At 69.7% G+C, this 19,009-nt stretch carries 16 protein-coding genes; 5 read left to right on the top strand and 11 right to left on the bottom strand.

Annotated elements, in window-relative coordinates:
* Nucleotides 1-43: 43 nt before the first annotated feature.
* The 3 genes from ABD259_RS24015 to ABD259_RS24025 all read right to left on the bottom strand — a co-directional run bounded on the left by ABD259_RS24015 (nucleotide 44) and on the right by ABD259_RS24025 (nucleotide 4,184).
* Nucleotides 44-1,285, bottom strand: coding sequence for a M20 family metallopeptidase (locus tag ABD259_RS24015; RefSeq protein WP_344102219.1), 1,242 nt, complete (start codon nucleotides 1,283-1,285; stop codon nucleotides 44-46).
* Entirely contained in the window at nucleotides 1,272-2,522 is a 1,251-nt protein-coding gene (locus ABD259_RS24020; protein WP_344102221.1) for a glutamate--cysteine ligase, read from the bottom strand. Before ABD259_RS24020 ends, ABD259_RS24015 begins: the two co-directional genes overlap by 14 nt.
* Nucleotides 2,523-2,993: 471 nt before the next feature.
* Nucleotides 2,994-4,184, bottom strand: coding sequence for a YihY/virulence factor BrkB family protein (locus tag ABD259_RS24025; protein ID WP_344102223.1), 1,191 nt, complete (start codon nucleotides 4,182-4,184; stop codon nucleotides 2,994-2,996).
* A gap of 190 nt (nucleotides 4,185-4,374) precedes the next feature.
* On the opposite strand from ABD259_RS24025, the gene galE reads away from it, so the two are divergent.
* Both galE and ABD259_RS24035 read left to right on the top strand, forming a co-directional pair.
* Nucleotides 4,375-5,385, top strand: a complete 1,011-nt coding sequence (gene galE, locus ABD259_RS24030) for a UDP-glucose 4-epimerase GalE (RefSeq protein ID WP_344165457.1) — start codon at nucleotides 4,375-4,377, stop codon at nucleotides 5,383-5,385.
* A 16-nt stretch (nucleotides 5,386-5,401) separates the two neighbouring features.
* On the top strand, nucleotides 5,402-6,676 hold the full coding sequence (locus tag ABD259_RS24035) for a galactokinase (RefSeq protein WP_344165460.1): 1,275 nt from the start codon (nucleotides 5,402-5,404) through the stop codon (nucleotides 6,674-6,676).
* A 55-nt stretch (nucleotides 6,677-6,731) separates the two neighbouring features.
* On the opposite strand, the gene ABD259_RS24040 is transcribed toward ABD259_RS24035, so the two are convergent.
* Entirely contained in the window at nucleotides 6,732-7,337 is a 606-nt protein-coding gene (locus ABD259_RS24040) for a Uma2 family endonuclease (protein WP_344102229.1), read from the bottom strand.
* A 249-nt stretch (nucleotides 7,338-7,586) separates the two neighbouring features.
* Here ABD259_RS24040 and ABD259_RS24045 point away from each other — a divergent pair, with 249 nt between their 5' ends.
* The gene (locus ABD259_RS24045) at nucleotides 7,587-8,870 is read left to right on the top strand and encodes an LCP family protein (RefSeq protein WP_344165464.1); all 1,284 of its coding nucleotides are present in this window, start codon (nucleotides 7,587-7,589) and stop codon (nucleotides 8,868-8,870) included.
* A 123-nt stretch (nucleotides 8,871-8,993) separates the two neighbouring features.
* Here ABD259_RS24045 and ABD259_RS24050 read toward each other — a convergent pair whose 3' ends face one another.
* The 4 genes from ABD259_RS24050 to ABD259_RS25995 all read right to left on the bottom strand — a co-directional run bounded on the left by ABD259_RS24050 (nucleotide 8,994) and on the right by ABD259_RS25995 (nucleotide 13,383).
* Nucleotides 8,994-9,557, bottom strand: coding sequence for a cysteine dioxygenase family protein (locus tag ABD259_RS24050; protein ID WP_344108207.1), 564 nt, complete (start codon nucleotides 9,555-9,557; stop codon nucleotides 8,994-8,996).
* A 198-nt stretch (nucleotides 9,558-9,755) separates the two neighbouring features.
* A complete protein-coding gene (locus ABD259_RS24055; RefSeq protein WP_344165467.1) occupies nucleotides 9,756-10,841 on the bottom strand; it encodes a LysR family transcriptional regulator in 1,086 nt (361 codons plus the stop codon).
* Nucleotides 10,842-11,409: 568 nt separating this feature from the next.
* Nucleotides 11,410-12,627 carry an NADP-dependent isocitrate dehydrogenase gene (locus tag ABD259_RS24060; protein WP_344108211.1) on the bottom strand — a complete coding sequence of 406 codons (1,218 nt, stop codon included), beginning with the start codon at nucleotides 12,625-12,627 and terminating at the stop codon, nucleotides 11,410-11,412.
* 288 nt (nucleotides 12,628-12,915) lie between these two features.
* Nucleotides 12,916-13,383 (bottom strand): DUF3017 domain-containing protein, encoded by a 468-nt coding sequence (locus tag ABD259_RS25995; RefSeq protein WP_412759473.1) that lies wholly within the window; start codon nucleotides 13,381-13,383, stop codon nucleotides 12,916-12,918.
* Nucleotides 13,384-13,889: 506 nt separating this feature from the next.
* On the opposite strand from ABD259_RS25995, the gene ABD259_RS24070 reads away from it, so the two are divergent.
* Both ABD259_RS24070 and ABD259_RS24075 read left to right on the top strand, forming a co-directional pair.
* Entirely contained in the window at nucleotides 13,890-14,495 is a 606-nt protein-coding gene (locus ABD259_RS24070) for an FHA domain-containing protein (protein WP_344108215.1), read from the top strand.
* A 208-nt stretch (nucleotides 14,496-14,703) separates the two neighbouring features.
* Nucleotides 14,704-15,153: a DUF3592 domain-containing protein gene (locus tag ABD259_RS24075; RefSeq protein ID WP_344108217.1), complete on the top strand. Its 450-nt coding sequence runs from the start codon at nucleotides 14,704-14,706 to the stop codon at nucleotides 15,151-15,153.
* A gap of 211 nt (nucleotides 15,154-15,364) precedes the next feature.
* Here the strand turns inward: ABD259_RS24075 and ABD259_RS24080 are convergent, their stop codons facing one another.
* The 3 genes from ABD259_RS24080 to purN form a co-directional block, all read right to left on the bottom strand.
* Nucleotides 15,365-16,216, bottom strand: a complete 852-nt coding sequence (locus tag ABD259_RS24080; protein WP_344108219.1) for a bifunctional methylenetetrahydrofolate dehydrogenase/methenyltetrahydrofolate cyclohydrolase — start codon at nucleotides 16,214-16,216, stop codon at nucleotides 15,365-15,367.
* A 301-nt stretch (nucleotides 16,217-16,517) separates the two neighbouring features.
* On the bottom strand, nucleotides 16,518-18,086 hold the full coding sequence (gene purH / locus ABD259_RS24085) for a bifunctional phosphoribosylaminoimidazolecarboxamide formyltransferase/IMP cyclohydrolase (protein ID WP_344165470.1): 1,569 nt from the start codon (nucleotides 18,084-18,086) through the stop codon (nucleotides 16,518-16,520).
* A complete protein-coding gene (purN, locus tag ABD259_RS24090; RefSeq protein WP_344108251.1) occupies nucleotides 18,083-18,736 on the bottom strand; it encodes a phosphoribosylglycinamide formyltransferase in 654 nt (217 codons plus the stop codon). Before purN ends, purH begins: the two co-directional genes overlap by 4 nt.
* Nucleotides 18,737-19,009: the final 273 nt, after the last annotated feature.

Here is a 19,009-nt window from a genome sequence, read left to right on the forward strand (position 1 = left end):
GGGATCGGGGGAATTGGGGAGGCAGTGGCCCGTCAGGGGCCCGTCAGGCCAGGGCGGCGTCCTCCACCGTGTCGTCGCTGCCGGGCCGGGCGCACTCCCACAGGGCGGTCAGCGCGGCGGCGGCCATGAGCTGGACACCGGTGCAGATGGCGCCCTCGTCGACGTCGAACGCGCCCTGGTGCAGATCCAGCATGGGGCCGCTGGAGGTCGGCGGGTGCGTGCCCAGGCGCGCCATCGCGCCGGGCACGTGCTCCAGGTACCAGGCGAAGTCCTCACCGCCCAGGCTCTGCGCCGTGGAGGCCACCGCCTCCGGGCCCAGCGTCTGCGCGCAGGCGGCACGCAGCATCCGCACGCTGGAGGCCTCGTTGACCGTGGGTGGGACGCCCCGACGGTAGTCGAGGTCGGCCGTCGCGCCGTACCCCGCCACCACGGACTCGACCAGTTCCTTGATGATGTCGGGTGCGGCGTGCCAGGCGTCGTCGTCCAGGCAGCGCACCGTGCCCTCGGCGACACCGTCGTCGGGAATCGCGTTGGGCGCCGACCCCGCGCTGATGCGTCCCCACACCAGGCTGAAGCCGGCGCGCGGGTCCACGCGGCGCGACAGCGCTGCCGGCAGCTCGGTGACCACCTTGCCGAGCGCGTAGACCAGGTCGGTGGTGAGGTGCGGCCGGGCGGTGTGTCCGCCCGCGCCCGACAGCCGCACCATCAGCTGGTCGCAGGCGGCGGTGATGGGGCCGACGCGCAGCCCGACCTGCCCGCACAGCAGCCGGGGGTCGCAGTGCAGGGCGAAGATCCGGTCGACGCCGTCGATCCCGCCCGCGTTGATGACCTCGCGCGCCCCTCCGGGCAGCTCCTCCGCCGGCTGGAACAGCAGCCGCACACGGCCCGGCAGGGCGCCGGCCCTGGCCTGCTGGGCCAAGAAGAGGCCCGTGGCGAGCACGACGGTGGTGTGCACGTCGTGTCCGCAGGCGTGGGCGGCGCCCGGCACGGTCGAGCGGTAGGACACGTCCTTCTCGTCGGTGAGCGGCAGGGCGTCGAGGTCGGCCCGCAGCGCCACCGTCGGCCCGTCGTCGGAGCCGATGTCGCAGATCAGGCCGGTGCCCTGCGGCAAGACCTTGGGCGCCAGACCGGCGCGCCGGAGACGGTCCACCAGCCGCTGGGTGGTGCGGTGCTCGGCGAAGGCGAGCTCCGGGTGCATGTGCAGGTCGCGCCGGAAGTCCACGAATTCGCGCTCGTGCCGGGCCAGAAAGGCGGTCAGCTGGTCTGGCAGGTCACGTCCGTGCATGCGATGGCCCCCTGTTCCTCGACGGTTGATCTCGGTCGGCGTTTCCGCCGGTCTCGCCGTGCTCCGCCCCGCGCTCTCCGGCCCCGTTCCCGGAGCGCGGCCAGGGACCGTCCGCTCCGGCTCGGAATTCCGCCATCAGTGCGTCCACGACGTCGTTGAGCGTGCCGCCCTGTTCGATCACGGCACGCTGGCGCTCGTAAGGGGCGCCCTTGTCCAAGACCTCGAAGGCGACATCGAGGTCTTCGGCACAGCCGAGCCGAGCGGCGACCGGCTCCAGCTCGTGCAGGAGTTCGTACAGGTCATCGCGGAGGGGAACGGTCGTGCCGTGCTCGTCGGTGATGACCCGTGCGTCCAGCCCGTAGCGGGTGGCCCGCCATTTGTTGTCGCTGACGACCCAGGAGGGTGGGCTGGGCAACCCGTATCCGCGGTCGAGCTGCTGGTCGAACAGCCGAACGAGGCTCTGCGCGAGCGCGGCCGCCATTCCGACCTCGCGCAGAGTGGGAATTCCGTCGAACATCCGGATCTCGATGGTGCCGAAATCCGGGTGCGGGCGGACATCCCACCACACTTCCTTGATACTGCGGATGGTGCCCGCCCGCAGCAGCGTCTCCATGTAATTCTCGAATGTGGCCCAGTCCGGCAGGAGCGGTGGCGGACCGGCCGTGGGAAGCGCGCCGAATACGACGGACCGGGCGGATGCCAGACCGGTGTCGTGACCACTCCAGAAGGGACTGGAGGCGGTCAGCGCGAGAAAGTGCGGCAGGTACTTCGACAGTGCGTTGACGGTCGGGACGGCCTTTTCCGCCGAACGGACCCCCACGTGCACGTGGACGCCGAAGGTGAGAATGCGCCGGGCGAGCCATTGGAGATCCTCGATCAGTTCGCCGTAGCGCTGCACCGGGGACGTCGTCTGATCACGCCAGTCGTCCAGCGGGTGGGTGCCCGCGCAGGCGAGAGCGAGCTGGCGGTCATCAAGGACCGAGGTGAGCTGCTTGATGTTGGCGTCCAGGTCGGACTTGATCTCCTCGACGGTCTCGCAGATCCCGGTGACCACCTCGACCGTGCACTGCATGAGCTCGTGGCGCAGCGGCGGACTGGAGGTCTGGCTCAGGTCGGGAAGGGCCCCCAGCACCTGTTGGGCCTCTTGGCGGAGGTGCCGGGTGTTCAGGTCGACGAGCTGCAATTCCCACTCGGCACCGATGGTCGTGCGGTCAGAAGCGTTGAATTCAATGGCCACGGTCAACCTCCGCGCTGTCCGGCCGGCTGGCGCACCGACGTCAGAGGCACCATAAGCGAGGCGGGGTCCCGCATGTCAGTCCGCCTCATGACCGAATTCACTCTCCTCTGAAAAGGCAAGGCATCGCAGGCCACGGAAGGCCGCCCAGTGCCACCTCACGTACTCAAGAGCGGGTGGGTGGATCCACCCGAACGAGGATTGCAGGTGCCCCAGTGAACCTGCCGGAAATCCGCGAATCACGCCCCGGTGGGACCACGTCGTCTCATCATTCGAGACCAGACGGCCGTGGAACGCGTGCGCCGCGTCAACTGGAACAGCGTCGAAGGTTTCCGACGAATTCCCGCGAGACCCGCCAATGACCTAGGCAGGGCTACACGTTACCCAAGATCCGGGCCGAAAACCGGGAAGTTGACCTATACGTGATACGACGCGTCGGATGGCATCAGCGACGGCACATGGCCGGATCCGGCCTCAACGCGTGCTCTGTGCCGACCGCCGCTGCCTGCGAACCCACACGACGAGGGCGGCGACGCAGGTGAGCAGCGCCACAGGGAGAGCGGCGCGGCGCAGGACACCGAGGACGGCGCGCGACCGGGCGGGGCCTTCCGCACGCCACACAGGCCTGAGGTCGCGGGCCGGTCCGCTCACGCCCCGCGCCCCCGTGACGCACCCGTCTCCAGCGGCGGCGGCCGCGGCGCCGGCCGAGCCGCTCCACCCACCGTCCGGCAGCCTCATCGGCACGTTTCCCTGGTAGGGAGGCGGAACCGGCAGCCAGGTCGCCGTCCACGCGGCGCAGAACACGACCAGCCGCATCACGAGGTTGATCCACACGAGCAGGCCGACGACCACCGCGAACGACGCGTAGACGGGGTTTCCGAGCGTGTAGCTGACCAGCAGCGCCCCGGCGGCCTTGAGCACCTCGAACCCGACGGCGGCCATGAGGGCGCCGCGCCACAGCAGCCGCCAGGGGCGCCGTGTCCCCGACAGGCGGGAGAACAGCACCAGGAAGATGAGCAGGTTCACGCCGATGGCGATGGCCAGGCCCAGCACGCGCGTCGCGGCGATGGCGGCGACCGAGTCCTCCAGCCCGACCCAGGACAGCAGCCACGTGGTGGCGGCCTGCGCGACGCTGGTCAGCACCACCGTGGCCAGCAGGGCGAACCCGATCACGATGAGCACGACCAGGTCATAGAGCTTGGCCAGCACGATGTTCGGGCCGGCGTGAACGTCCTTGAGCCAGATCTGGTGCAGCGCCTCACGCAGCGCCGCGACCGCCCCGAGGCCCGCGTAGAGAAGGCCGAGCAGACCGATAATCCCCGCCCCGGTGCGGGCCCGCGCGATCTCGTCGATGGGCAACTGCTCGGACAGGCCGGGCAGCACCTCCTCGACAGCGAGCTCCACGTACTGGCGCAGGTCGGCATTGAATTCCACGAGGTAGCCGACCAGCGCGAACGCGAGCGCCAGCAGCGGGAAGAAGGACAGGAAGGCGAAGTAGGTGACCGACGCGGCGAAGGCGCTGCCCCGGCGGTCGCCATAGCGCTCCACGGCGCGCACGGCATGGTCGAAAGCGGGCCGCCGACGCCGCGCCTCCCAGTAGGTCTCCATGGCCAGGTGGCCGTAGTGCCGGGCCTTGCCCTTGGCCGTATTCAGCAGCGATGCCATCGGTGTCCGCTCCGGCCCCGTTCGTCCGTGGACAGGTGAGGCGAGCGTAGCCGCGCGGGGCGGCTCCGGAGAAGCTCCGGCGCGCCGCACGGGAGGCCAGGGCCCCCTCCGCGCCAGAATCGGGAGGGCCGCGGACAACACACGCGGCGCGGACCCGCAGCATGGAACAACCGACGGCAAAGGAGGCAACGTGCGCGTTCTGGTCACCGGCGGCGCGGGATACATCGGCAGTGTCGTGGCGGCACGCCTACTCGAAACCGGACACGCGGTAGTCGTCATCGACGACCTGTCCACCGGTCACCGCGACGCCGTCCCCGCGGAGTGCACGTTCGTCGAGGGCTGTGTCCGGGACCGCGCGGCCGAGGTCCTCGGAGACGTCGGGCGCTACGGCCGCGTCGACGCCGTGCTGCACTTCGCCGCCCGCTCCGTCGTCCCGGAGTCCGTGCGCCGCCCCGAGCTGTACTGGACCGGCAACGTCGGTGCCTCGCTCGCTCTCCTGGAGGCGATCCGCGCCGCGGACGTGCGCCGGATCGTCTTCTCCTCGACGGCCGCCGTCTACGGCGAGCCCGAGGAGGTTCCGATCCGTGAGAGCGCGCCCGAGCGCCCCACCACCCCCTACGGCGCCTCGAAGGCCGCGATCGACGCCGCACTGGCCGAGCATGCCCGGATGCACCGCCTGGGCGCGGTGAGCCTGCGCTACTTCAATGTCGCCGGCGCCCACGGACACCACGGGGAGCGGCACGCCACCGAGACCCACCTGATCCCCATCGTGCTGCAGGTCGCGCGGGGACTGCGGGACTCGGTCGCGGTGTACGGCGAGGACTACGCCACCCCCGACGGCAGCTGTGTGCGCGACTACATCCACGTCACCGACATCGCCGATGTTCACCTGCGCGCGCTGGAAGACTGCGTGCCGGGTACGCACCGCGTGTTCAATCTCGGCAACGGCGCGGGGTTCTCGGTGCGCGAGGTGATCGAGGTCTGCCGCGAGATCACCGGCCACCCCATCCCGACGGTCCCCGCCCCGCGCCGCGCCGGAGACCCGCCGGTGCTTGTCGCCTCCGCCGAGCGCGCCCGGGCCGAGCTGGGGTGGGAACCACGCATACCCGAACTTCGGGATATCGTCACCGACGCGTGGGCCTTCCACACGGCCCAGGATCGTCGAGAGGCACGGGACGCACGGGCGGGCGCCCGCGGATGAGCAGGTGAGGGATGGCGTGGACACACTGCGGCGGCTGCTGAAACCCCTGGCGACCGCGCGCCGGGGGAACGTCGCGGAGACGGTCGGGGACTGGCGGGTGAGCCCCCGCGTCGACGACGACGCGCTGTCCGCCGCCTTCACCGCGGCCTACGGCACTCCACCGGCGGGAATCTGGCGCGCGCCCGGCCAGGCCAACCTCATGGGCACGCACACCGACGCCGTTGGCGGGCTGGCCCTGCCGATGGCCCTGCCCTGGGGTGTGTCGGTGGCCCTGGAGCCGACCGCGGACGGGACGGTCGAGGCGCGGAGCGTCCAGCGCCCGGGGGAAGCGGTCCGGTTCACCAGCGCCGCGACGGACGCGACCGCCGCCGGCCGCGCCTCCGTCCCCGGGTGGGCCCGACACGTCGCGGCGGTGTTCTGGGCCGCCCGGGGCGCCGGACACCTCGATGCGAGCGCGGGCGCCCGCATCATGGTCGACTCGGACCTGCCGGTCGGGGCCGGGCTGTCCTCGTCGGCCGCGCTGCACTGCGCGACGCTGCTGGCCCTGGCCGACTCCCACCACCTCACCGCTCTGTCCGGCGACCGCCGCGTTATGGCCGGGATCGCCCGCCGCGCGGCCACCGAATTCATCGGCTCCCCCAGCGGGACCATGGACCACACCGCGCCACTGCGCTGCGCGGAGGGACGCGCCCTGTTCCTGGACTGCCGTACAGAAGGAGGGCGCAATGTCCCCTTCGCGTTGAACGACGCGGGCCTGCACCTCCTCATCATCGACACCCGCGTCCGGCCCCGTCCCCGGGACACGGCCCGACTGGACGCGACACGACACGCCGAGTGCGCCCGCGCCGCGAGGCGGTTAGGCGTCGAAACCCTGCGCGACGTCGAGGACCTGGCCGCGGCACTCGACCGCCTCCGGCACCCGGTCCTCCGCAAGCGCGTTCAACACGTCGTCACCGAGATCCACCGCGTCAACGCCGTCGTCGGCCTCATGCGCGCCACCGCCCTCCCCGAGATCGGCGCGGTGCTCACGGCGTCCCACTTCTCCCTGCGCGACCAGTTCGAGGTGTCCTGCCCCGAACTCGACCTCGCTGTCGAGGCCGCCGTCCACGCGGGCGCCCGGGGCGCCAAGATGACCGGTCACGGCCGAGGCGGCAGCGCCATCGCCGTGGTTGCCGAGGAGAAGGTGGACGGGGTTCGAGAGGCCGTGTCCACAGCGTTCGCCGACAAGGGCTTCCGTGCTCCGCGGTTCCACACCGCCCTGCCATCGTCAGGCGCCTATCGGACGCGTTAGGGACCTCCCCCCATTGAGGAGGTCCCTTCATCGGCTCCGCGCTGGGTCGGTGCCCCTATTCGTCTCCGACCGACTCCATCCAGTCGTCAAGCGCCTCATCGACGAGGTGCTGCGGCACGACCTTCATCGGGAAAGGAGCATCGGTCGCGAAGACCTCTTCGCCGAACACCTGAGTCACCTCTCGGTACTCACCGTCCGTGAGACGCAGTTCGAGCAGGCCCGGCTTCTCGGTCGACGGGTTGAAGATCCAGTACGACTCGATCCCGAACGTGGCGTACTCAGCACGCTTGGTGTGGTTGTCGCGGAACACGCTCTCGGGTGAAAGAACCTCGACCGCCAGCAGCGGTGGCCGGGTAAGGTACGGCTTCTCCACATCGCCTTTGCGCGTCACCAGTAGGTCAGGGATCCGGTGGTGCGTCCCGGCGTCATTGAGGTTGATTCCCGCGCCTGGGAGCACGATGTGCCCCTTGGGCGCGGCCGTCATCAGGTGGAACAGCAACCGCCCCTCGACAAGGGAATGAACGAATACCGGCGCGGGCGACACGTCAAGCCTCCCGTTGACCAGCTCGTACCGCCTGCCGTCGTCGGGCATTCTCTCCAGGTCCTCGACGGTGAGCGGTCGCTGCTGCGGTTCCGACGTCCCCATGGTCATGACAGACATACTGCCTCCTCGATCGCATGTGGACCAGCGTCCAGGAACGCTTTGCGGTTACCGGCGAGTTCTCGACATCTGGTTCGAAAACGCGTTCTCATGGGTCAGCCAGAACCACGGTCGCGATTCCCCGCTGTCCCCTCTTGTCCCCTCTCGCTCCGGCGCGGCCAAGGGGGGACTCACATACGATGTGGCCAGTCACACCCGCCAGGAACGACGCAAATGACGCGGGCACGGAACGGATGGACGACCACGGCGATGGCTGATCGAGGAAACGGGCGCAACCGGCCTTCCAACGGGTCCACCGGCAACCACGACCGGACGGGGGTATTTCGCCGCCCCAGTGGCGGTGGCGGACCCGACGAGATCGAGAGGCTCTACCGGCCGCGCCGATCCGAGCAGCGCTCCGCGCGCGGGCCCGCCGGATCCGGTGACGTGCGGCGATCGCGCGGTTCACGGGAACCGGGTGGCGCGCGGCGTGGCGGAGGCGACGGGCGCCGCCACCACGGTGGTAGCGGGCGCGGCGGTGGTGAGCGCGGCGGTAGCGGGCGCGTTTACGACGGCACCGGGAGGTCCCGCAGGGAGCGGGAGCAGCGGGCGCGGCGGCGGCGCACCATCCTCATCACGATCCTGGTCGTGGTGGTCGTCCTGCCCGCGCTCTTCTACTTCTGGGCCGACTCGCGGCTCGTGCGCGTCGAGGCCCTGCAGGACTACGAAGGCCGCCCGGCCGAGCAGCCCGGCACCACCTACATGGTCGTGGGGTCCGACAGCCGCGAAGGCCTCAGCGACGAGGACGTGCAGGAGCTGCGCACCGGCCGCGCCGAGGGCAAGCGCACCGACACGATCATGGTGCTCTACGTGCCCGACCGTGGGAGGCCGACCATCATCAGCGTGCCGCGCGACTCCTACGTCACGATCCCCGGTATCGGCGACAACAAGATCAACGCGGCCTTCAGTACGGCCCTCGGCGGCGGCCCGTCGACCCTGGTACGGACGTTCGAGCAGGAAAGCGGCGTCCGCATCGACCACTATGTCGAGATCGGCTTCGCGGGATTCGTCGACATCGTCGACGCGGTCGGCGGCGTGGAGATGTGCCCCAAGGAGGACATGAAGGACCCCAAGGCGGGCCTGGACATCACGGCCGGATGCCAGACCATGGACGGCGCCACCGCGCTCGGCTACGTGCGCACCCGCGCTTCGGCCCGCGCGGACCTGGACCGGATCGAGCGGCAGCGCGAGTTCTTCAGCAAGCTGGTCGACAAGGCCACCTCTCCCGGAACCCTGTTCAACCCGTTCCGGTCGGTTCCGCTGGTCACCCATGGCACCTCGACCTTCGAGGTGGACGAGGGCGACCATCTCACCGACCTCGGCTGGATGGCCATGGCGATGGGCGACGACCCCGCCACGACCTCGATTCCGGTCGGCTCCACGCCCACGCTGCACGTGGGGTCGGTCGTGGTGTGGGACGAGGCCGCGTCCGGGGAGATGTTCACCGCCATGAAGGAGGGGCGGGAGATCCCGGAGTCGGCTCTACGCGACTGAGGACGACGGGGCCAGCGGCACCCGCGCGAGAACCGAGACGGTCTTTGGGGGCGCAGCGGCGCCCCCAAAGGCCGTCTTTTCTGTCCGGAACCCGAGCGGTGACGGCGTCCCCGGCCCGTACGGTCATCTCTCCCTGACGGGACAGGTGTACTGGCGGCGGACGCTGCTGCCGAGACGGGAGATGTCGGCACCGTAGACGTGCAGCGAGATCGCCATGCTGTCGCCCTCGTTGCGCACCAGGTGGATGTCGCCGGGCGGGGCGAAGCCGCAGACGGTGCCGCGCGCGTTGACCACGTCCTCGACGGGGACCAGGTGCAGGGTCTCGCCCGCGCCGCGCAGTTCGTAGCGGCGTTCGAGTTCGGTGCCCTCGTGGACGCCGGTGACGCACCACGACACGTGGTCGTGGATCGGGGTCTGCTGGCCGGGGAGCCAGACCAGCGCCACGACCGAGAAGCTTCCGTCCTCCTCGGCGTGGATGACGTGCTGGAGGTAGTGGTCGGGGTCGCCGACACGGTAGGCGTCCGGGAGCAGGCCCGGGTCGAGCAGGAACGGGCGCAGCCGGTCCGCGACGAGCCGTGCCGTCTCGGACGGCGGACGCTCCATGCGGACGGCCTCACCCACGGCGGTGATGAGTTCGGCCAGGCGGGGGGTCATCGCGGTGGTGCCGCTGAAGGTGCTGGAGGCCATCGCCGCTTCCTCTCCGTATCTCGCGGTCGAGTCCGTCGAGTCCGTTGAGCCCGCATCCTGTCCGTGTGGAGAGCGACGGAGGGGCACCGAGGTGGACACACGGATCGACGACGAGTGATCGACTCTCGTACCCCGTAGCTTTGCCTGCCGAAAGCATGAGGTCCAGTTCGGGTTTCTTCGCGGCATCCAAAGATCCACTTATAGGTCCAGCGCACGACCAGCGGCATCCACGTGCGGCCGCTCAGATTCGGTACCGACCGACTCTGGCGCTCCCCGTTCGACCGTTGTCTGTCCGTCTGCTGTCCGTGCGCCTGCTGCCTGAACTCCTGCTGCCTGAACTCCTGCTGCCTGAACGTCTTCTGCCTGAACGTCTGCTGCCTGTACCTCTGCTGTGCGTGCGTCGGCTGTCTGCCGCAGGGCGCCGAGCATGAGCCGGGCGGCCGGGATCCGCTGGTGGCTGGGCAGCGTGTAGGCGGAGATCCGGCGGCGCCCCATCGGCGTCAGGGGACGGCCGGTCACCTTCGGGTGACGCAGGAACGACAGCACCATCTGGGGCATGAGCGCGACGCCCACACCGGACGCGACCAGGCTCTGGACCGCGAGGTTGTCATCGGTGGTAAAGGCGATGTCCGGCGTGAAGCCCACGGCTCGGCACGCCTGGGCGAAGTGGCCCCGGCAACGGCGGCAGCCCGCGATCCACCGCTCGCCCGCCAGCGCCCGCAGCTCCACCGACCCCTCCTCCGTCAGGGGGTGCCCCGCGGGCAGGAGCACCACCAGGGGATCGTCCAGCAGAGGGACCTCCACCAGCTCCTCCGGCGGAGCGGGGGTCTCGTCGTAACCGAACGCGAGGGTGATGTCGCACTCGCCGCGCACCAGCATGTCGAGGGAATCGGGCGGCTCGGCTTCCAGGAGCTCGATGCGGATTCCCGGGTGCTCCGCCATGACCCGCGCCGTCGTCTGGGGCACCAGGGTCGCGCTGGCGCTGGGGAACGCGGCGACGCGCACGTGGCCGGAGCGCAGTCGGGCGATCGCGGTCATTTGCTCCTGCGCGGCCGACATGGCGTCGAGGATGCCCTCGGCGTGGCCGGAGAGCACCTCACCGGCCTCGGTCAGCCGCAGGCGGCGGCCGACGCGGGTGAACAGCGGCGTTCCCACCGCACGCTCCAGGGCTTTCATCTGCTGGCTGATCGCCGGTTGGGTGTATCCGAGGTTCCGGGCCGCCGCCGTGTAGGAACCGGTCCGCACGACCTCCGCGAATACTCTGACATGCCGGGAATCGAACATTTGGCAAGGATAGGCGGGGCGTATCAGGACGATGCCGGGCACTGCCGCGCGGGATCGCGGGGGACCCTCGGCGTTACTCCGGGGGAATGCGGGACCCGCTCGCGCGGTCGGCGAGCCGGCTCCGGACATGAAAAGGGCCCGCCGCCCTTGGGACAACGGGCCCTTCTCCTGACGTTCCGCGCCTCGCGCGCCTACCCCCCAGCGGGCGCGGGGGCGGAACGTCGGTCTGGGATGACCTCATCTCGACACAATCGAGGCTACTGCCCGGCAGGTAAATCGCTCGGGCAGACACCTTCAAGATAGGGCAATATTCGCGAATTGCGCGAATCTTCCCAACGTGTCTTTCGCCGCACTCCCTTCACACGGTGACGAACCATAACCAAAACGCGTATAAAGGTCTACACCAGCACGGAGTGTGCATTTATGGTGTGTTATCCCCGATCACTCGCAAAACGTCCCACACAGACCGACAATATGTGAACCACACCACACCACGAAATGCGAAGGCCGCCCCGCCGCGATGCGGCGGAGCGGCCTGGGAAACGAGAATGCGCGGCGCAGGGCCGACTCAGGCGAGGCGCTTCTGCAGGTTCTCGTCCAGCGCGGCGAGGAACTGCTCGGTGGTGAGCCAGTCCTGCTCGCCACCGACCAGCAGCGCGAGGTCCTTGGTCATCTGGCCGCCCTCGACGGTCGAGACGACGACGTCCTCAAGCGCGTGGGCGAACTCGTTGACCTTCGGGGTGTTGTCGAGCTTGCCCCGGTGGTCCAGGCCGCGGGTCCAGGCGAAGATGGACGCGATCGGGTTGGTCGAGGTGGGCTTGCCGGCCTGGTGCTGGCGGTAGTGCCGGGTGACCGTGCCGTGCGCGGCCTCGGCCTCGACCGTGCTGCCGTCGGCGGTGCGCAGCACCGACGTCATCAGGCCCAGAGAGCCGAAGCCCTGCGCGACCGTGTCGGACTGCACGTCACCGTCGTAGTTCTTGCAGGCCCAGACGTAGCCGCCCTCCCACTTGAGCGCGGCGGCGACCATGTCGTCGATCAGCCGGTGCTCGTAGGTGATCCCGGCCGCCTCGAACTTCTCCTTGTACTCGGCCTCGTAGATCTCGGCGAACACGTCCTTGAACATGCCGTCATAGGCCTTGAGGATCGTGTTCTTGGTGGAGAGGTAGACCGGGTAGCCGCGGTCCAGGCCGTAGCCGAAGCTGGCCCGGGCGAAGTCCTCGATGGACTTGCGGAAGTTGTACATGCCCATGGCGACGCCGCCGCCCTCGGGGAAGTTGGCGACCTCCATCTCGATGGGCTCGCCGCCGTCCTCGGGCGTGTAGGTGATGGTCACCGTGCCGGGGCCGGGCACCTTGAAGTCGCTGGCCTTGTACTGGTCGGCGTGGGCGTGGCGGCCGATGATGATCGGCTGGGTCCAGCCCGGGACCAGGCGCGGCACGTTCTGGCAGATGATCGGCTCGCGGAAGACGACGCCCCCGAGGATGTTGCGGATGGTGCCGTTGGGCGACCGCCACATCTTCTTCAGACCGAACTCCTCGACGCGGGCCTCGTCGGGGGTGATGGTGGCGCACTTGACGCCGACGCCGTACTGCTTGATCGCGTTGGCCGCGTCGACCGTGATCTGGTCGTCGGTGCGGTCGCGCTCCTCGACGCCGAGGTCGTAGTACTTCAGGTCGACGTCCAGGTAGGGCAGGATCAGCCGGTCCTTGATGAAGGACCAGATGATCCGGGTCATCTCGTCGCCGTCGAGCTCTACTACGGGATTCTCAACCTTGATTTTGGCCATGGCTGTGTGGCTGTCCCTTCGTTTCGGCTAGCCGTCTTGTGGCTGGAGGCCTCGCGCGCGGGGAAAATCGGGCTCGCGCACCACGGCCGCGGCGCTGCCGCCGCGACCGCCGTATGCGTGTCCGTGACCACCGCGCAAGCGGCGGCCGGTCCCACGTCTCGCCTTGTGAGCTCGCCGCAAAACCTTCGACCGCCTGCCAGTCCGGTCGTTGTACCTGCTCCGGCCGGGCTGTGGGCGGCTCTCTCGTTCGATCGTCTGCGGTATCTCGATATCAAGCTTATTAGACACTCACGATGACAGCTGCGGCGCCACCCAGGCGAGCACGATCAGCAGGATCGCGAGCGTGACCGTGGTGCCGATGTCAATCCAGCGCTGGCGGACCGCCAGCATGCCGATCCGGTCCGAGGGCAGGAGATAGCGGAAAGCGGCGGCCAGCAGCAGCGCCCCGGCGATCAGCGCGGGTCCGCGCTTGAAGTAGGCGGCCGCGACCACGACGATCCCCGCGGACATCGTGGCGAGCACTAGGAAGTAGGGGACTTGGGCAAGCCACCCGGGGGTCTCTTCGGTCACAGTGGGTGCTGTACCGTGAGCTGTGCCGTGAGCTGTATCGGCGGAGCCGGGAGTGCCAGCCGTGTCGGCAGCGCCGGACGTGCCAGCGGGGCCGTCCGTGCCCGCAGCGGGCTCCCGCTCCGAATCCGACCCGCGCCCCGGCTTCTCCTCCGACGGGCGTGACTGGGGTGCGACAGCGTCCTCCACCGTTTTATGGCTCACCGTAAACCTCGCCCTAACGCAGACATATTCCGGACCCCCACAGGCCGACCGAGCGGGTCGTGGCGCGGACCGGCCACCGGCGATCCCTCCCAGACCGAAACTGGGACGTTCGGGAGATCAACGGACGAGCAAGACTTGATCGACCGCACATCGTTACTGGCTACAGCGACCCTCATTCTAATGAGCCCGCGCTCGTCCGCACCTCACGCCCCACCGTATCGGCCGGAGAGTCAGCGCTCGGCGAACCGACCCTATTGCCGGGATGTGCCGTAAACCTGCCGGGATAGCTGTCTAACCCGAGAGTAAGCGCGTAGAACCCACAGTGCCCGGGTAACCAGTCACCAGATGAGCGCCACGGTGAGCGAGGACAGCCCCCCATGAACCCCACTCGACCAGCGACCGGCAATCTATCCGTCTCCAACGTGAGGCACTCTGTCACGCCCTGCCGCGAAACCGCTCATCGACCGCGCCCCACACTGGGAGGAACAACCGTGGACGGGCCCTACATACGGGTCGAGGAAAGCGGGGACGTTCAGCAGCTGAACGCCGAGGTCACCACTGTCGGACGTGGTGAAGGAGCCGATATCCACCTGAGTGACCCGAGCGTCTCCCAGCTCCACGCGGAGCTGGTGCGCCGCGGCCCCTATGTCTATGTCGTCGATCTCGGCCTCTCGCGCAACGGCACCAGGGTCAACGGCCGCCCCATCGCGCGCAGGGTTCTCGAAGAAGGCGATGTCGTCACATTCGGCAGTTCACGCTGCAAAGTCGGCGGTCTGCCCCGCGAGGAACTCCACCCCGACGTCGAGCTCCGCAAGGGTGCCACCCCCGAGCTGACCCGCCGCGAACTCGACGTCCTCACATCGCTGTGCCGTCCGGCGCTCTCCGACGAAGCGTTCGTCTCCCCCGCGACCGCTCGCGAGATCGCCGAGGACCTGGTGGTCACCGAGGCCGCCGTCAAACAGCACTTGCTCCGCCTCTATCAGAAGTTCCGGATCCCCGAGGGGCCGAACCGGCGCACCCGGCTCGCCAACGAGGTCGTCGCGCTTGGCCTGGTGCGCCCAATGCCCGCCATGGATCGGGAACGCAAGGCAGGATGACCACCGAGCCCGCGGAACCGTAACCCTGCAGGCGACAGGGCCGGAACCGGGGAACCCCCACCACGTCGCACGCGTCGAATCCTCACCGGTTCGGCACACGGACACGCGTGTGGCGCGGGATCGCCCGCCTGCCGTGCTCCAGAGCCGCGGGATCGATATACGGTCAGCGCGTCAGGGGCGGAGCGCAGAGCGGAGAGGTGCGTGCGGCATGGCCAACGACGACGGGACGCTGCTCATCCTGACGGCGGCCTTCGGCCTGTTCGGGCTCGCCTTCGCCGCGCTCGGAATCTTCTTCCTACGCCGGGAGAAGGTCTACCGCACGCGCGGTGTGGCCGTTCCCGGCCACGTCACCGACGTCGTCACGCGGGTGAGCAGCGGAGGCGGGAGGCGAGGTGGAGGGCCCCGCACCTATTACCACCCCGTCGTGGCCTACCGCACCCTGGAGGGCCACGGCATCCACGAACGGGCCGCCATCGGCACCAATCCTCCCCGCTACCGCCCCGGCCAGTCCGTCCAGGTGCTCTACCTGCCCGAGTCCCCCGCCAGCTTCCATGTCGCGGGTGACCCCAGCGGAACGTTCATGGGTTACGCGTTCACCATTTTCGGACTAATCTTCATCGCGGTCTCGGTGGTGGTACTGGTGACCGGCGTGCTGTGACCCCCGGCGCCCCGCCGCCCGCGTTCTCCGGCCCCAACAGCAGGGCGGCGGCGAGGCCAACCGCCCCGCCGCCGCTCCTGGCGGTCGTCCGCCGCCTCGTCCTTTGTCGCGCTGCGTCGCTCCGTGTCGCGTGGTGTCGCGTGGTGTCGCGTGGTGTCGCGCGGTCCCGCTGGGTGTCGCTACGGCGTGCCGCCGCGTTCCCCTCGGGGCGTCAACCGATCCGGCGCTCGGCCGCCTCCACCACGTTGACCATGAGCATCGCCCTAGTCATCGGCCCGACGCCGCCCGGGTTGGGCGAGACGAACCCGGCGACCTCCGCGACGTCCAGCGCCACATCGCCAGCCAGGCCCCCATCGGTGCGGGTGACGCCGACGTCGAGCACGGCCGCACCCGGCTTGACCATGTCCTTGGTGATCAGACCAGGAACCCCGGCCCCCGCCACCACGATGTCGGCGCGCCGCGTGTGCTCGGCCAGGTCACGCGTTCCGGTGTGGCACAGCGTCACGGTCGCGTTCTCGCTGCGCCGGGTGAGCAGCAGGCCCAGCGGGCGGCCCACGGTCACGCCGCGCCCGACCACGACGACCTCGGCGCCCTTGAGCGGGACATCGTAGCGGTTCAGCAGCTCCACGATGCCGCGAGGCGTGCAGGGCAGCGGGGCCTCCTCCATCAGCACCAGTTTGCCGAGGTTGGAGGGCTGCAACCCGTCGGCGTCCTTGGCGGGGTCGATCAGGCCCAGCACCCGGTTCTCGTCGCGGCCCTTGGGCAGCGGCAGCTGGACGATGTACCCGGTGCACGCCCGGTCGGCGTTGAGCTCGGCGACGGCCGCCTCGATCTCCTCCTGCGTGGCCGTGGCCGGCAGGTCGCGGCGGATGCTCTCGATCCCCACCTGCCCGCAGTCGCGGTGCTTGCCGTTGACATACGAGTGGCTACCGGGGTCATCGCCCACCAGGACCGTGCCCAGGCCGGGAACCACGCCCTTGGCCCGCAGCGCGGCCACGCGTTCCTTCAGCTCCGCCTTGATCGCCTTGGCGGTCGCCTTGCCATCGAGAATCTGTGCGCTCACGAGCGTTCGAGTCCTTACCTTGTGCGATTCTCCAGCCGCCCGACGTGAGGTCGGCTGCCGCGTTGTCACAGTCCGGGCTGTGCCACACCTGCCTGTGCCACACCTGCCTGTGCCACACCTGCCTGTGCCACACCTGTCTGTGCCACACCTGCCTGTGCCACACCTGTCTGTGCCACACCAGTCCGTGTGGTGGTCCAGTCCGTCCTAGGCCCGATCCGATCACTGGTCGCGCCCGCGGTCGACCCCGTGGGACGGCGGGCGCGGTCTTCTGTCCCCCCTCAGGTGACACCGCTCAGCGGCATCAGTGGAAGAAGTGCCGGGTTCCAGTGAAGTACAGGGTCACCCCGGCGCGCTCGGCGGCCGCGATGACCTCCTCGTCGCGGACCGACCCGCCCGGCTGGACGACGGCCCGCACACCGGCGTCCGTCAGTACCTCCAGGCCGTCGGGGAAGGGGAAGAACGCGTCGCTCGCAGCGACCGCCCCCCGCACTCGGTCACCCGCCCGCGTGACGGCCAGCCGCGCCGAGTCCACGCGGTTGACCTGTCCCATGCCCACGCCCACCGTGGCGCGGTCGGCGGCCAGCAGGATCGCGTTGGACTTCACCGCCCGCACCGCACGCCAGGCGAAGGCCAGATCGGCCAGCGTGGCCTCATCGGCGGCGGCACCGGCCCGCAGCTCCCACGTCACCGGGTCGTCTCCCGGGGCCGCGATCGTGTCGGCGGCCTGCAGCAGAACACCGCCGCTGATCTGCCGCGTCTCGGGGCGCGCGGAGCGGTCCGGCGGGGCGATGGCGAGCAGCCGGATGTTCTTCTTGCGGGTCAGCACCTCCACGGCGCCCGGGTCGAACCCCGGCGCCACGACGACCTCGGTGAAGATGTCCGCGACCTGCTCGGCCATGGCCACGCTCACCGGGCGGTTCGTCGCGATGACGCCGCCGAATGCCGACACCGGGTCGCAGGCGTGCGCCTTGCGGTGCGCTTCGGCGATATCGGAGCCCACCGCGATGCCGCACGGGTTGGCGTGCTTGATGATCGCGACGCAGGGGTCGGTGAAGTCGTAGGCGGCGCGGAGAGCGGCGTCGCTGTCGACGTAGTTGTTGTAGGACATCTCTTTGCCGTGCAGCTGCTCGGCACCGGCCAGCCCCGGCCCGGCCGGGTCATCGCCCCGGTACAGCGCCGCGGTCTGGTGCGGGTTCTCGCCGTAGCGCAGCGTCGACACACGCTCGTAGGAGTCGGCGTAGAAGTCCGGCCACCCGGTCTCCGCGGCCACGTCGTCGGGCGCGAACGCGGTGGCGAACCAGCTCGACACGGCGGCGTCGTAGCTCGCCGTGTGCGCGAAGGCCTGCGCCGCCAGGCGCTTGCGCTGCTCGGCGGTGAAGCCGCCGACGCGGATGGCCTCCAGAACCTCGTCGTAGCGGGTCGGGTCGACCACCACCGCGACACTGCCGTGGTTTTTGGCTGCCGCGCGGACCATGGCCGGTCCGCCGATGTCGATCTTCTCGATGCACTCCTCGGGGGAGGCGCCCGAGGCGACGGTCTCACGGAACGGGTACAGGTTGACCACGACCAGGTCGAACGGCTCCACGTCGAGTTCGTCGAGCGCGGCGCGGTGCTCCTCCTTGGAGCGGTCGGCGAGCAGCCCGGCGTGCACCCGGGGGTGCAGGGTCTTGACTCTGCCGTCCAGGCACTCGGGGAAGCCGGTGACGTCCTCCACCGGGGTGACGGAAACGTCGACCGCGGTGAGGCGGGCGGCGGTGGAACCGGTGGAGACGATCTCCACGCCGGCCTCGGCCAGGCCGTAGCCCAGCTCCTCCAGCCCCGTCTTGTCGTAAACGCTGATCAACGCACGCCGAACGGCCTGCTGGCTCACCGGTTCTCCTCTGCAACGTAGCCGGGTGCTTGCTCCGGTCCGGGCTCGGGCGAGCCCAGCCGCACGTGTCGTTTGTCCACGGTCCATCCGTCCCGGGCCATGCGGCCGACAACGTCGACCAGCATGGTTCGCTCTACTCGCTTGATCCGCTCGTGCAGGGACCGCTCGTCGTCGTCGGGCTTTACGCGGACCGCGGCCTGGTCGATGATCGGCCCGGTGTCGACCCCCTCGTCCACGAAGTGGATCGTGGCGCCGGCGACCTTCACACCGTGGGCGAGCGCGTCGCGGACGGCGTGGGCGCCGGGGAAGGAGGGCAGCAGCGCGGGGTGCAGGTTGATGACGGTGAACCGGCTCAGCACCGCGGGACTGAGGATCCGCATGAATCCGGCCGAGACGACGATGTCGGGCTCGAACCGGGCGATCTCTTCCACCAGTGCGCTGTTCCACTGATCGCGGTCGGGATAGGCGCGGAAGGGGGTGACGAACGTGGGGACACCGGCCTGCTTGGCCAGGTCGATTCCGGCCGCGCTCGCACGGTCGGCCCCAACGGCGACGACCTCCGCCCCATAGTCCGGATCGGCCGCCGCGTCGAGCAGGGCGGCCATGTTGCTCCCCGTCCCGGAGATGAGGACGACTACTCGCGCCGACAGAGTGCTTCCTCCTCAAGTAGAGAAATTCGATGCGCCGAACACGCGCGTCCTGCGTTTCCCGGGGGCGCGGTGTGAACGCGCAGCATCCGGGGGGTGCGGGTACGCCCGATGGCGGGCGCGACCGGGGACGCCAATCCGCGCCCCGTCCGCTTGAACACCCTATCTGGCGAGGTAGCGTCTACTCCAAGAGGACCCTCACTGTGCGGTCTGCTGCCGCGGTGAGGTGTGAGGGCCGTCCGTGCGCTGTTCTCCCCCGCCGGCGGCGCCCTCGGC

This window comes from Nocardiopsis rhodophaea, from assembly GCF_039530945.1.
Lineage (GTDB): Bacteria > Actinomycetota > Actinomycetes > Streptosporangiales > Streptosporangiaceae > Nocardiopsis_C > Nocardiopsis_C rhodophaea.